Raw genomic sequence first — 12368 nt, forward strand, 5'->3', positions numbered from 1 at the left:
TTCAAAGTGCCGAGGCGTGGCAATCGAATTCCGCGGAGTGTGTGTTGCGGAACTTGGTCAATGTCTCTGCGCCCAGTGTTAGGTCTCGTGTGGGTGACACGTTTTCGCGTTGCAGCCGGATATCCATATTCAAGCGGTTTTGCAGGAAATCGAGAATTTTGTCCTGGTTTTCATATTTGAAGACATGGGTGGCGCCACGCCCGTTGTTGCGGGTGCGAAAAAATTGGCTCTGACTGCCGACATCGGCAAATTCAGGTCGGGGTGTGCGCATATAGGCCTGGATGAAATCATCAAAGCTCAGGTCATGTGTTGAATGCGGGTGGTCAAGACGCTCTTGGCGGCCGCGAAACCTGTACCAACTGCCCAGCCAATCGACCGGTTCACGAACAACCGCCATGATTTCCATCTCAGTATCGTACATTTTACGGAAAATGTTCTGGAAAAACCGATCATACCGGCGGACAGGTGCGTGTTTCAGATTTGGCGGATCGGTGACAACCAGATCGGCACGGTCCCGCAAAGCCGTATGATAAGCGGTGCTGCCGGTTTTTGGGACAGCCAGAAACGCAAGGCGTTCTTTATAAAAAACAAGCATTTATTCGTCCATCGGCAGTAATTATCTCCAGCTCAGATTGGCGTAAACGACTCCTTAATACAATTACAGAACAGTAAGTAATGTAAGTTTTAGTTGAAATGTTCTCTTTTTGGTCCCATAAGGAACAAGAGGCGAACAAAGCAGCGATTGCCGCCCGTTCAAGGGTGTGACAAAAGGGAAGGCGACAGGACAATGGCGGATCTTCTGACGATGAGCGACAAGAAAAACGCAGATAAGCAAAAGGCGCTCGACAGCGCGCTGGCACAGATCGAACGGCAGTTCGGCAAAGGCTCGATCATGAAGCTGGGCGAGGATTCCAAGCAGGACATCGACGCCAGTTCGACCGGATCGCTGGGTCTGGATATCGCTCTGGGAATCGGCGGCCTGCCGATGGGCCGGATCGTTGAAATCTATGGCCCGGAAAGTTCAGGCAAAACAACGCTGACACTGCACTGCATCGCAGAACAGCAGAAACATGGCGGTGTATGCGCATTTGTCGATGCGGAACATGCGTTGGACCCGCAATATGCGCGCAAACTGGGCGTCGATCTGGACGAGTTGCTGATTTCGCAACCTGACACTGGCGAACAGGCGCTTGAGATTACCGATACGCTGGTCCGTTCGGGCGCGGTTAACATGGTCGTGGTTGACTCGGTCGCGGCGCTGACGCCGAAATCTGAACTCGAAGGCGATATGGGCGACAGCAGCGTTGGTGTGCAGGCCCGGCTGATGAGCCAGGCAATGCGTAAACTGACGGGTTCGATCAGCCGCTCGAACTGTATGGTGATCTTCATCAACCAAATCCGGATGAAAATCGGCGTGATGTTCGGCAGCCCGGAAACCACCACCGGTGGTAACGCCCTGAAATTCTACAGCTCGGTCCGTTTGGATATTCGTCGGATCGGTGCGATCAAGGACCGGGATGAGGTTGTTGGCAACCAGACCCGTGTGAAGGTCGTTAAAAACAAAGTGGCACCGCCCTTCAAGCAAGTTGAATTCGACATCATGTATGGCGAAGGCATCAGTAAAATGGGCGAGCTGCTGGATCTGGGCGTCAAGGCCGGTGTGGTCGAGAAATCGGGTTCGTGGTTCAGTTATGGTGATGAGCGGATCGGGCAGGGGCGTGAGAATGCCAAGCAGTATCTGCGCGACAACAACCGCATCGCGTTTGAGATCGAGGACAAGATTCGCGCGGCACATGGGCTGGAATTCGATGTACCGCCCGGCGCGGAAGAGGATGATATCCTCGAGGCATAAGTGGTTCGGGAAGAAAGTGATTTTCGCAGCTCTTTCCTAAGAACGAACCATATTCCGAACAAGGCGGTCCGTCGGGGCCGCCTTGTTCCGTTCTGCAACGCTCGCCTGTGGACTATCCCGGGGGAGGCGGATAAACCCTTTTTGAAACAAACTGATTGCGCGCCGAGAGAGCCCTATGTCAACGTTGAACGAAATCCGATCGACCTTTTTGAACTACTTTGCCAAACAGGGGCACGAAGTAGTGGCATCCAGTCCCCTGGTGCCGCGCAACGACCCAACATTGATGTTCGTCAACTCGGGTATGGTGCAGTTCAAAAACCTGTTCACCGGTGTCGAAACCCGTGACTATCAGCGCGCGACGACAGCACAGAAATGTGTTCGGGCCGGTGGCAAGCACAACGACCTAGACAATGTCGGCTATACTGCGCGTCACCACACATTCTTTGAGATGTTGGGCAATTTTTCGTTCGGCGATTACTTCAAGCCCGAAGCAATTCCATTCGCATGGGAATTGATCACCAAGGAATTCGGTGTCGATAAAAACCGCCTTCTGACAACGGTTTACCACACCGATGACGAAGCGTTCGAGATGTGGAAGAAGGTGGGCGTCCCCGAAGATCGGATCATCCGTATCGCAACCAGTGACAATTTCTGGCAGATGGGACCGACCGGCCCGTGCGGTCCCTGCACCGAGATTTTCTACGACCACGGGGATCATATCTGGGGCGGCCCTCCGGGTTCGCCTGAGGAAGACGGTGACCGGTTCATCGAAATCTGGAACATCGTTTTCATGCAGAACGAACAGTTCGAGGACGGCTCGATGGTCGAGCTCGACATGCAGTCTATCGACACCGGGATGGGGCTGGAGCGGATTGGTGCCCTATTGCAAGGAAGCCATGACAATTATGACACCGATCTGTTCAAGACCCTGATCGAGGCCTCGGCGAGTGCCACCAATGTCGATCCCTATGGAGATCAGAACGTACATCACCGCGTGATTGCGGATCACCTGCGGTCGACCTCGTTCCTGATTGCAGACGGGGTAATGCCCAGCAATGACGGGCGCGGCTATGTGCTGCGGCGGATCATGCGTCGTGCGATGCGGCATGCGCATCTGTTGGGTGCGAAGGATCCGGTGATGTATCAGCTGGTGCCGACATTGGTCCAACTGATGGGTGCTCAGTACACCGAACTTGGCCAGGCTCAGTCGCTGATCGAAGAGACGCTGTTGCTGGAAGAAACCCGCTTTAAGCAAACATTGGATCGCGGCCTGAAGTTGTTGGATGACGAGGTCTCTGACCTGCCAGAGGGTGCGGCACTGTCTGGAGAGGCCGCTTTCAAGCTGTATGATACATACGGTTTTCCGCTTGATCTGACACAAGATGCACTGCGTGAAAAAGGCCGGACGGTTGATACCGACGGGTTTGATACGGCGATGGCCGAGCAAAAGGCCAAGGCACGCGCTGCCTGGGCGGGATCGGGGGAAGCAGCGGACCAAGCCGTTTGGTTTGACGTTCTGGATATCGCGGGCGCTACGGATTTTCTTGGATACGATACAGAAAAGGCTGAAGGACAGGTCGCGGCAATGGTCGTGGATGGCGCTTTGGTCGACAAGATCGAGACAGGTTGTTCCGGCTGGGTCGTTGTGAACCAAACCCCGTTTTATGGTGAATCCGGTGGTCAGATAGGAGACACCGGCGAAATTCGTCGTTTGGAAGAGCGTGATGATGTCGCGCGGGTCGAGGACACCCGGAAATTTGCGGATGGCAAAATCTATGCTCATCGGGTCACGGTCGATCACGGTACCTTGTCCAAGGGAGACGCAGTTGAGCTTGAGGTAGACCATGTTCGCCGCACCGCCATCCGGGCCAACCATTCGGCCACACATTTGCTGCACGAAGCATTGCGGGAAACACTGGGTGACCATGTTGCGCAGCGCGGCTCTTTGAATGCCGCCGACCGGCTGCGGTTTGATTTCAGCCACTCAAAGGCGATGAGCCCCGAGGAAATTCGGCAAGTTGAACGCTCGGTCAACGCTTTCATCCGCCAGAACTCGACCGTCGAGACCCGGATCATGACACCAGATGATGCCCGGGAACTGGGTGCGCAGGCCCTTTTCGGTGAGAAATACGGCGACGAAGTTCGCGTGGTTTCGATGGGCAAAGCGCCAACTGGCAAAGGCCAGGATGGTGAGACCTGGTCGATCGAACTGTGTGGTGGAACGCATGTTCGCCAGACCGGTGATATTGGCGCGCTTGTTGTATTGGGGGATAGCGCCAGCAGTGCCGGTGTCCGGCGGATCGAAGCGCTTACCGGTGACGAAGCCATGGTTTACCTGACCGACCAGGACCAACGTTTGGGGCAGATCGCATCTGAACTGAAAGCGCAACCGGATGACGTTGTATCTCGTGTCAAAGCTCTGTTGGATGAACGTAAATCCCTTCAAAATGAAGTTGCGCAGCTGCGCCGCGATCTCGCGATGGCTGGTGGTTCGGGGCAGGGCGGTAGCGCTGAGGCCAAAACGGTAAACGGTATCTCGTTCTTGGCTCAGTCCCTTACTGGCGTATCTGGCAAGGACTTACCCGCGCTGATCGACGAACACAAAAGCCGACTTGGATCGGGTGCTGTGTTGCTGATAGCGGATACGGGCGGCAAAGCAGCCGTCGCGGCCGGTGTCACAGCTGATCTGACGGATGCAATCTCGGCCGTGGATCTGGTTCGGGCGGCGGTTGCTGAACTTGGTGGAAAAGGTGGCGGTGGACGCCCTGACATGGCGCAGGGTGGTGGCAAGGACGCTTCGAATGCTGATGCCGCGATCAAGGCTGCAAAGAATATTCTTGGAGGTTAACAAAATGTCCGCACTTTGGATTGCACATGTCAGTGTTACCGACGCCGAATCCTATGGAAAATATGCCGAGCTCGCCGGGCCTGCGATTGCCAAACACGGTGGTGCGTTTATCGCGCGTGCTGCGCGATACGTGCAGTTGGAAGGCAAAGAACGGCCGCGCAACGTTGTCGCCAAATTCCCCTCATTGGAAGCCGCTGTAGAGTGTTATAATTCGGTGGAATATCAGCAAGCACTGGATCACGCGCGTGGTGCAAGTGAGCGGGAATTGGTGGTCGTAGAGATCACAGATTAGAATCACCCCGTGCGATCAGGGATTTAATACCCCTGTCAGCTTATTCATTGGGCGGTTTTCAGCCAAAAGATGGCCGCCCAATTATGACGTTGCGGCAAGCGTCGACCTGAAGTCCCATAAATTTTTTATTTACAAGTAGTTAACAGGTCTTGATGTCGGGCCTGCCAAGGGGTTCGTGTTTCGAATGTGGCGAGCAGCGCCAGATTCTTACCCAAAAATGCCATTTTCAATGACGGAATTCCGCCTCTTTTCGTTGCAAGATTTGAGACAGATTGCACAATTAGGCGTGTTTACCGATAGTTTCGGAAAACGGAATATGGTCCTGTTTTGCGGCAATCGCAGGGAAAACACGGATCGAGGGACAGGCATGGCGACCATGGGTACGGAATTTAGGGCCGTTAATGCGCGGATCTGGACTGGTTTTGGTAGAACTTTAGGAATCCTCGCATTGGTGTTGGGGACCTCGGTTGTGGCACCAGATGCGCAAGCGCGGGAAGGCAACTTTATCCGCACAGTCGCATCATCGCCCCCGCCGTCTGGAGCGCGGCAACTGTGCCGTCAATACTCTTGGGCATGTTCCAGCAAGGCTTCGAATTCAATGTCGAGCCAGCAAGAGATGCAGATCATCAAAAAGGTCAACCGGCAGGTAAACGCGACCACCCGCTCAGTTACTGATCAGGCCCAATATAGAACTCGTGAACGTTGGGCACTGCCGACTTCGCGCGGTGGAGATTGCGAAGACTTTGCTCTGTTGAAGAAAAGGGATCTTATCCGTGCGGGCGTCGATCCGAGCAAACTTTTGATCGCAACTGTACTGGATACGCAGCGAAATTCTCATGCGGTTTTGGTTTATCGCTCGGCCAGTGGCGATCTGGTTCTGGATAACTTGACCAACCGCATCAAGCCCTGGTCGGCGACACGATATCTGTTTCTGCGGATGCAGGACCCTCGGCGGCCCAGTAAATGGGTTGGGGTCTTCGGCAGAAGCTGAGGAAAGCTAATCTCAGCTGGTTAGAATGCAAAAATGGCGAAGCTGCTGCTTCGCCATTTTCTGTAGTACCTAAATTAACTTACTTGGGGTTGCCCGGATTGTTGGTACCGTTCGGGTTCTGAGATTGGCCGCCTGGATTGGTTCCGTCGCTATGGCCAGAACGGTTGCCCTTGGGTCCACCGTCACCACCTTCGCCGCCGTCGCCACCTTCGCCGCCGTCGCCACCTTCGCCGCCGTCGCCACCTTCGCCGCCGTCACCACCTTCGCCGCCGTCACCACCGTCGCCGCCGTCGCCACCTTCGCCGCCGTCACCACCGTCGCCGCCGTCGCCACCTTCGCCGCCGTCACCACCGTCGCCGCCGTCACCACCGTCACCACCGTCGCCGTCGTCACCATCGTCGCCGTCGTCACCATCGCCGCCGCCGCCGGTACCACCACCGCCGCCGCCGCCGGTACCACCGCCGCCGCCGCCACCGCCTGAACCACCACCGCCATTTTCATCAGCAGGGCCGTCTCCTGATCGTTGCTCATTTCCGAGAATAGATGCGGTTGGAAAGTCAGTCAGAACTGCTGCAAAAGCTGGGCAACTCTCCAATGTACGGGACAAGATGTCCTCGAAATCTGAGCGTCGCTGCAAATAGCGCAGCATCCGGGCGTCTACAACAGAACATGCACAAAGCGTTTCAGTCGATACCGACTGTTTGGCTGTTCGTATTGTACACATGTCTGAAGCTGAAGCGGATACAGCTGAAATAACTGGGAATGTTGCTGAAACAAATACTATTGAAAGTAAGCGAGACTTAATGCGCATGGCGCTACTCCTTGATACTCATTACTCAAAACTTGGCAGGCAAACAGGTGCCATACTTTGGACACAAATACATCCCTTTTGAGCCAGAATTACAAGTTTCCTAAAATTGTGAATGTTAAAAGTGAAACAACTTAAAGAAGAAAGTGTAGGTAAAACAAAAAGAAGGCCCGCTTTGAGAGCGAGCCTTCCAGGATGGGCCTTAATACGCGTGTGCGCAAATATGTCACGATTGTGTTATTGTTTCCAATCTGTGAACTGCATCACTGCAATGATCAGGCAGATCTTGCCATACGCTTGCGCTCGTGCGGATCCAGAAAGCGTTTGCGCAGACGGATTGCGTTCGGGGTCACTTCGACAAGTTCGTCATCGTCGATATAGGCGATCGCCTCTTCCAACGAGAACTGAATATGGGGTGTCAGGCGCACAGCGTCATCCGATCCGCTGGCCCGGACGTTGGTCAGCTTTTTCCCCTTCAGCGGGTTAACCTCAAGATCGTTGTCGCGCGAATGCTCGCCGATAACCATACCCTGATATACATCGGTCTGAGGGCCAACAAACATGCGGCCACGCTCTTCGAGGTTCCAAAGGGCATAGGCAACTGCCTGTCCGTTCTCCATCGAGATCAGAACGCCTGCGCGGCGGCCCGGAATTTGCCCTTTATGCGGTGCCCAGTCGTGGAACACACGGTTCAAAACGCCAGTACCGCGTGTATCTGTCAGAAATTCACCGTGATAACCGATCAACCCGCGTGACGGCACATGGGCGATGATGCGGGTTTTGCCCGTACCAGCAGGCCGCATCTCGGCCAGTTCACCTTTGCGGACACCTGTTATCTTTTCAATGACCGAGCCGGAATACTCGTCATCCACGTCAATGGTGACTTCTTCGATGGGCTCTAGGCGCTGACCGTCTTCTTCGCGGAAAAGTACCTGTGGGCGAGAGATACTCAGCTCGAACCCTTCGCGGCGCATGTTTTCGATCAGAACACCCATCTGCAATTCGCCGCGTCCCGCAACTTCGAAGGCCTCACCGCCCGGCGTGTCGGTAATGCGAATGGCGACGTTTGATTCTGCTTCTTTCATCAAACGGTCGCGAATGACACGGGACTGAACCTTTTTACCGTCTCGGCCGGCAAGGGGCGAATCGTTGATACCAAAGGTCACTGTGATTGTCGGCGGGTCGATCGGCTGCGCGGGCAGAGCGTCTTCGACCTGTGGGGCAACAAGCGAATCTGCCACGGTCGCTTTGCTCATACCTGCGATGGTGACGATATCGCCCGCCTCGGCCACATCAATGGGTTGCTGCCCCAAACCGCGGAAAGCCAAGATTTTTGAGGCGCGGAAGTTCTCGATAAGTGTTCCATCCCGGCTGAGCGCCTTGAGGGTGTCACCTGCCTTAAGCGTACCACTTTCGACACGGCCAGTCAGAATGCGGCCGATGAACGGGTCGCTGCCCAGTGTCGTGGCAAGCATCCGGAAGGGTTCGTCCTTGCGTTCGATCTGTTTGGGAGCTGGGACGTGGTCAACGATCAGGTCGAAGAGTGCTGACAGATCCTTGCGGGGTCCTTCCAGCTCCATATCTGCCCAGCCCGACCGGCCTGAGGCGTACATTGAAGGGAAATCAAGCTGATCGTCATCCGCACCAAGGTTTGCGAACAGATCAAAGCATTCGTCCAGCGCGCGGTCTGGTTCGGCGTCGGGCTTGTCGACTTTGTTCAGCACCACAATCGGACGCAGACCCAGCGCCAGCGCCTTGGAGGTCACGAATTTGGTCTGAGGCATCGGACCTTCGGCAGCATCGACCAGCAGGACAACGCCGTCGACCATGCTGAGGATACGCTCAACCTCGCCGCCGAAATCGGCGTGGCCCGGCGTATCGACGATATTGATCCGCGTGCCTTTCCATTCCACCGAAGTGGCCTTTGCAAGGATGGTGATACCACGCTCACGCTCGAGGTCATTGCTGTCCATGGCGCGTTCTGCGACAGCCTGATTTTCCCGGAACGCACCGGATTGTTTTAGCAGCTCATCGACCAGCGTTGTTTTGCCGTGGTCCACGTGAGCGATGATTGCGATATTGCGCAGGTCCATGAGAGGTCAGCCTTTGAACGGGAAGTTGACGCGCGCATAACGCGGCTCGGCGAAATATGCCAGCCCTAACCGATCGTCAGTGTCCTGCTGTACCGGAAAAGAGGTGTATGATTAGTATTCCACCCAAAATCATGCTGAGTCCAGCGATCCCGGGTAAATCCAGCCTCTGACCAAAGACAATGAAACCGATGATGGCAATCAGCACGATTCCAAGACCGGACCAGATTGCATAGACGATACCAACCGGCATGTATTTGAGCGTGAGGGCCATCAGATAAAAGGCAATTCCATAGCCAACAACCACAAGCACTGACGGCCAGAACCGGCTGAATTGCTGGCTGGCCTGAAGTGCAGTTGTACCAATCGTTTCGGCAACAACTGCCAACAGCAGTAGAAGATATGCTTTGGGCACGGTGGTCTCGCATTCAATAAGGTTGCATTGGGTTGAGCACGAAATGACCGATACGCGCAAGCGATAGCAGGAGTTTACAGGCATCCGTCAGGGGTCAGGATTACCCGACTATGTGGATTTTCGGCAATGTGATACTTTGTCCGGGTTTTATCGTGTTTTTTTATGAGTATCGCCATGACGAAATTTGCAAAATACGTCATCGCTCTTTCGGCACTTATTGTTGCGCTTGGGTGGCTTGCTGGCGGGGGGTCCGTCGAAACAAAAGCAGCCCGAAATGTTGAGCGATTGATTGGTACATCGGTTTAAGCGACTGCCGAATACAGGAAAAAGGGGTGTTATGCTCCTTTTTCCGCTGTGTTTTCAGCCTTCTGCAGTCTCAGAAAAGTAACCCCGAAGCAACGGATCCAGCCATGCCCACAGGGCTGGTGCACCGGGAATAATCACCGTGCCCACACGGCTGTGGATTTGCTCGTATGTGACGTTGTAATCAATCCAGGAACCGCCTCCTGTCTCGAGGTTGCCAACCGGGGTTTGGAAGCGATCAATCGCTTTGGCGAAACAGGCATCGGGGCTTTCAGCCTGTTCAAACTCCTGCCAGATCGACATGAATTCTTGATTTTGCACCTCTGGGAGCATTCCAAACAACCTTTGCGCCGCAGCAAGTTCCTCGGCGGCTTGTGCCGCGTGGTCGACCTGCCCATGAATTGGGTGATCACCGGCGTCAATTTCAACAATGTCGTGCAGCAAAAGCATTCTGAGGGCGCGGTTTACAGAAACGGATGAGGCTGCATATTCGGACAGGACCCAGGCAAAAAGCATGATGTGCCAGGAATGTTCGGCTGAATTCTCAAACCGGTTATCATAGAGCAGACGCGATGCGCGCTGAACCGATTTGAGTTGGTCAGTTTCGGTCAAGAAACCCAAACGCAGAGAAAGCGCGGAGGTTTCGAGTTTGCCTCCATTCAGCAGCGCTTGGGCAAGATTATATGCGTCCGGGAAAGCTTGTTGCAGATAGGCAGCGCGACCTTGTTTCAGGTTGTCATTCACGACAGCTAAATGCTCTGGGTTTGGCCGTTCTGCACACAGCACCTGAAACATCGGTTGCGACCGATCCAGAATCTTGGCGAATTTCGCGTCCGGAGTGGCGTCGGCTTCGAATTCTTGCCAAAGAGCAAGAAACGTCGTGGCCTGATCCGCAGGCAGCATGCCAAACAGCTCTTCAGCAGCTGTTTGTTCCGCCAATTCCAGTGCTTTCCAATCTGTTTTCAGGTGAATCGGGTGATCGCCTACGATGATTTCGACCAGATCATGCAGCAGTAGCATTTTGATCACGCGGTCGATATTCACGTCTGACCCGGCAAGCGGTTCCAAAACCAGGGCCCAAAGCGCCAGTTGCCAACTATGCTCAGCCGCGTTCTCTGGGCGGGACTGATCCAACAAGGCGTTGGCACGATTGACAGATTTCAGCCTGTCCGCGCGTTTAAGGAAGTCGATTTGCGCGGACAATCTTTGCGTCATTGTTTTTCTATAGCTTTCAGTTTTGACCGATGTTCGGTCAATTTCTCGACGACAAACTTGCGGGCCTTACGTTCGGCCATCCGGACACGGATCTCGGTCAGGAATGCTTCTTCCAATGTTTGTGAGGACGCCCCGATCACTTCGCCAACTTCCATGAAGAAGCGGTCGTTTCCGGTTTCGTCCATCACTTTCATTGTGTCTTCGGCCAGCTTGGAAGCAAGCCTGATGATCGTGTCGGACATTAGCGCGTGTTCTCTGTCAGCCGCCGTTTCACATAGTCACTTACATCAGTGATCAGCGTATCCATGTGGCGATCCTGAAAGAAGTGGTCTGCACCCTCAACTTCGTTATGGGTGATTGTGATGCCCTTCTGTTCATGCAGCTTGTTAACCAATGCAGTGGTGTCTGCAGGCGGGGCTACCCGATCAGAGGATCCGTTGATAATCAGACCCGAAGAGGGGCAGGGCGCCAGGAACGAGAAATCATACATGTTGGCTGGCGGAGAAACGCTGATGAAACCGGTAATCTCAGGGCGGCGCATAAGCAGTTGCATCCCGATCCAGGCTCCGAACGAGAACCCTGCGACCCAGCAGTGTTTCGAATTGTTGTTCATCGACTGCAGGTAGTCCAGTGCCGATGCCGCATCACTCAGCTCGCCTACGCCCTGGTCATATTCGCCCTGGCTGCGGCCAACACCGCGAAAGTTGAACCGCAACACGGTGAAACCCATGTTGTAGAACGCATAGTGCAGATTATAGACCACCTTGTTGTTCATGGTCCCGCCAAATTGAGGATGCGGGTGCAACACGATGGCGATCGGTGCGTCTTTTTCCTTTTGCGGGTGGTAGCGGCCTTCCAGGCGGCCTTCGGGTCCGGGAAAAATCACCTCGGGCATGTGTGCATAGGTCCTGTCTTTTTCTTCTGGGTGTCCGGAAATACTTGACGATAATCGTCGGACACCTTAGAACGGTTCTAATTGTGATAGTCGGCGCAAGGGCGCTGTCAGTCGGAGATACGCACTGGCAGCGGCGGCGTCAATGATTTCGCGCGTTAACTGCCATAAGGGAATGAGAATGAAGCTTTCGACCAAGGGTCGTTACGCGATGGTGGCCTTGGCTGATATCGCTCTTCAGTCTTCTGACGGACTGGTAACGCTGAGCGAAATTTCCGAACGGCAGGACATCTCGTTGCCTTATCTTGAACAGCTGTTCGTAAAGTTGCGCCGGGCCGAGCTTGTCTCGTCAGTGCGCGGTCCGGGCGGAGGTTATCGGTTGGCGCGCCCTGCGTCGGAAATCCGTGTAGTCGAAATTCTGTCCGCCGTCGACGAAACTGTAGACGCGTTGAAAAAGGGGGCAGGGGCATCGGGGGCCTCATCGGGCAGTCGTGCGCAATCGCTGACCAACCGATTGTGGGAAGGGCTAAGTGCCCATGTTTATGTGTTTCTGCATCAAACGCGGCTTTCTGATGTGATCAGGAACGACTTGGCACCCTGTCCGGCTGTTCCCAATCTGTTCGCGGTCGTGGACGAGTAAGATGAATTTGCTTTGTCCAAGT

General features: G+C 54.6%; 14 protein-coding genes. 7 read left to right on the top strand and 7 right to left on the bottom strand.

The annotated features are described in order from the left end of the window. Position 1: 1 nt before the first annotated feature. Positions 2 to 595: a sulfotransferase family 2 domain-containing protein gene (locus AC2FIC_RS12690; protein WP_496691216.1), complete on the bottom strand. Its 594-nt coding sequence runs from the start codon at positions 593 to 595 to the stop codon at positions 2 to 4. Positions 596 to 787: 192 nt separating this feature from the next. On the opposite strand from AC2FIC_RS12690, the gene recA reads away from it, so the two are divergent. From recA to AC2FIC_RS12710, 4 genes are all read left to right on the top strand, one after another. Further along, positions 788 to 1852, top strand: a complete 1065-nt coding sequence (gene recA / locus AC2FIC_RS12695) for a recombinase RecA (RefSeq protein WP_142633714.1) — start codon at positions 788 to 790, stop codon at positions 1850 to 1852. 175 nt (positions 1853 to 2027) lie between these two features. Continuing rightward, positions 2028 to 4700: an alanine--tRNA ligase gene (gene alaS / locus AC2FIC_RS12700; RefSeq protein WP_496691217.1), complete on the top strand. Its 2673-nt coding sequence runs from the start codon at positions 2028 to 2030 to the stop codon at positions 4698 to 4700. A 4-nt stretch (positions 4701 to 4704) separates the two neighbouring features. Next, entirely contained in the window at positions 4705 to 4992 is a 288-nt protein-coding gene (locus tag AC2FIC_RS12705; RefSeq protein ID WP_142633718.1) for a DUF1330 domain-containing protein, read from the top strand. A gap of 376 nt (positions 4993 to 5368) precedes the next feature. Then, positions 5369 to 5983 (top strand): transglutaminase-like cysteine peptidase, encoded by a 615-nt coding sequence (locus tag AC2FIC_RS12710; RefSeq protein ID WP_496691346.1) that lies wholly within the window; start codon positions 5369 to 5371, stop codon positions 5981 to 5983. A 79-nt stretch (positions 5984 to 6062) separates the two neighbouring features. On the opposite strand, the gene AC2FIC_RS12715 is transcribed toward AC2FIC_RS12710, so the two are convergent. After that, a complete protein-coding gene (locus AC2FIC_RS12715; RefSeq protein WP_496870179.1) occupies positions 6063 to 6632 on the bottom strand; it encodes a hypothetical protein in 570 nt (189 codons plus the stop codon). A 73-nt stretch (positions 6633 to 6705) separates the two neighbouring features. Between AC2FIC_RS12715 and AC2FIC_RS12720 the strand changes: the two genes are divergently transcribed. Next, positions 6706 to 6876, top strand: coding sequence for a hypothetical protein (locus AC2FIC_RS12720; protein ID WP_185956608.1), 171 nt, complete (start codon positions 6706 to 6708; stop codon positions 6874 to 6876). Between the two features lie 190 nt (positions 6877 to 7066). On the opposite strand, the gene typA is transcribed toward AC2FIC_RS12720, so the two are convergent. Both typA and AC2FIC_RS12730 read right to left on the bottom strand, forming a co-directional pair. After that, on the bottom strand, positions 7067 to 8884 hold the full coding sequence (gene typA, locus AC2FIC_RS12725) for a translational GTPase TypA (protein ID WP_271947178.1): 1818 nt from the start codon (positions 8882 to 8884) through the stop codon (positions 7067 to 7069). Positions 8885 to 8960: 76 nt separating this feature from the next. Continuing rightward, positions 8961 to 9296 (bottom strand): DMT family transporter, encoded by a 336-nt coding sequence (locus tag AC2FIC_RS12730; protein ID WP_142633723.1) that lies wholly within the window; start codon positions 9294 to 9296, stop codon positions 8961 to 8963. 174 nt (positions 9297 to 9470) lie between these two features. Between AC2FIC_RS12730 and AC2FIC_RS12735 the strand changes: the two genes are divergently transcribed. Further along, complete coding sequence (locus tag AC2FIC_RS12735; protein ID WP_271947174.1) at positions 9471 to 9602, top strand: hypothetical protein; 132 nt, start codon at positions 9471 to 9473, stop codon at positions 9600 to 9602. 54 nt (positions 9603 to 9656) lie between these two features. On the opposite strand, the gene AC2FIC_RS12740 is transcribed toward AC2FIC_RS12735, so the two are convergent. From AC2FIC_RS12740 to AC2FIC_RS12750, 3 genes are read right to left on the bottom strand one after another with little or no spacing between them, the layout of a single operon-like run. Continuing rightward, positions 9657 to 10814: an HD domain-containing protein gene (locus AC2FIC_RS12740; protein ID WP_496691219.1), complete on the bottom strand. Its 1158-nt coding sequence runs from the start codon at positions 10812 to 10814 to the stop codon at positions 9657 to 9659. Next, positions 10811 to 11056 carry a hypothetical protein gene (locus AC2FIC_RS12745; RefSeq protein ID WP_142633727.1) on the bottom strand — a complete coding sequence of 82 codons (246 nt, stop codon included), beginning with the start codon at positions 11054 to 11056 and terminating at the stop codon, positions 10811 to 10813. Before AC2FIC_RS12745 ends, AC2FIC_RS12740 begins: the two co-directional genes overlap by 4 nt. Next, complete coding sequence (locus tag AC2FIC_RS12750; RefSeq protein ID WP_142633729.1) at positions 11056 to 11709, bottom strand: alpha/beta hydrolase; 654 nt, start codon at positions 11707 to 11709, stop codon at positions 11056 to 11058. The genes AC2FIC_RS12745 and AC2FIC_RS12750 overlap by 1 nt, the downstream gene beginning before the upstream one ends. A 178-nt stretch (positions 11710 to 11887) precedes the next feature. On the opposite strand from AC2FIC_RS12750, the gene iscR reads away from it, so the two are divergent. Continuing rightward, positions 11888 to 12346, top strand: coding sequence for a Fe-S cluster assembly transcriptional regulator IscR (iscR, locus tag AC2FIC_RS12755; protein ID WP_142633731.1), 459 nt, complete (start codon positions 11888 to 11890; stop codon positions 12344 to 12346). Positions 12347 to 12368: the final 22 nt, after the last annotated feature.

The organism is Ruegeria sp. CDSC079, assembly GCF_059610505.1.

Bases quoted from the DNA above. Each gene is read 5' to 3' on its own strand.
- AC2FIC_RS12690 (WP_496691216.1), bottom strand. From the start codon at position 595: ATGCTTGTTTTTTATAAAGAACGCCTTGCGTTTCTGGCTGTCCCAAAA.
- recA (WP_142633714.1), top strand. From the start codon at position 788: ATGGCGGATCTTCTGACGATGAGCGACAAGAAAAACGCAGATAAGCAA.
- alaS (WP_496691217.1), top strand. From the start codon at position 2,028: ATGTCAACGTTGAACGAAATCCGATCGACCTTTTTGAACTACTTTGCC.
- AC2FIC_RS12705 (WP_142633718.1), top strand. From the start codon at position 4,705: ATGTCCGCACTTTGGATTGCACATGTCAGTGTTACCGACGCCGAATCC.
- AC2FIC_RS12710 (WP_496691346.1), top strand. From the start codon at position 5,369: ATGGGTACGGAATTTAGGGCCGTTAATGCGCGGATCTGGACTGGTTTT.
- AC2FIC_RS12715 (WP_496870179.1), bottom strand. From the start codon at position 6,632: ATGCTGCGCTATTTGCAGCGACGCTCAGATTTCGAGGACATCTTGTCC.
- AC2FIC_RS12720 (WP_185956608.1), top strand. From the start codon at position 6,706: ATGTCTGAAGCTGAAGCGGATACAGCTGAAATAACTGGGAATGTTGCT.
- typA (WP_271947178.1), bottom strand. From the start codon at position 8,884: ATGGACCTGCGCAATATCGCAATCATCGCTCACGTGGACCACGGCAAA.
- AC2FIC_RS12735 (WP_271947174.1), top strand. From the start codon at position 9,471: ATGACGAAATTTGCAAAATACGTCATCGCTCTTTCGGCACTTATTGTT.
- AC2FIC_RS12740 (WP_496691219.1), bottom strand. From the start codon at position 10,814: ATGACGCAAAGATTGTCCGCGCAAATCGACTTCCTTAAACGCGCGGAC.
- AC2FIC_RS12745 (WP_142633727.1), bottom strand. From the start codon at position 11,056: ATGTCCGACACGATCATCAGGCTTGCTTCCAAGCTGGCCGAAGACACA.
- AC2FIC_RS12750 (WP_142633729.1), bottom strand. From the start codon at position 11,709: ATGCCCGAGGTGATTTTTCCCGGACCCGAAGGCCGCCTGGAAGGCCGC.
- iscR (WP_142633731.1), top strand. From the start codon at position 11,888: ATGAAGCTTTCGACCAAGGGTCGTTACGCGATGGTGGCCTTGGCTGAT.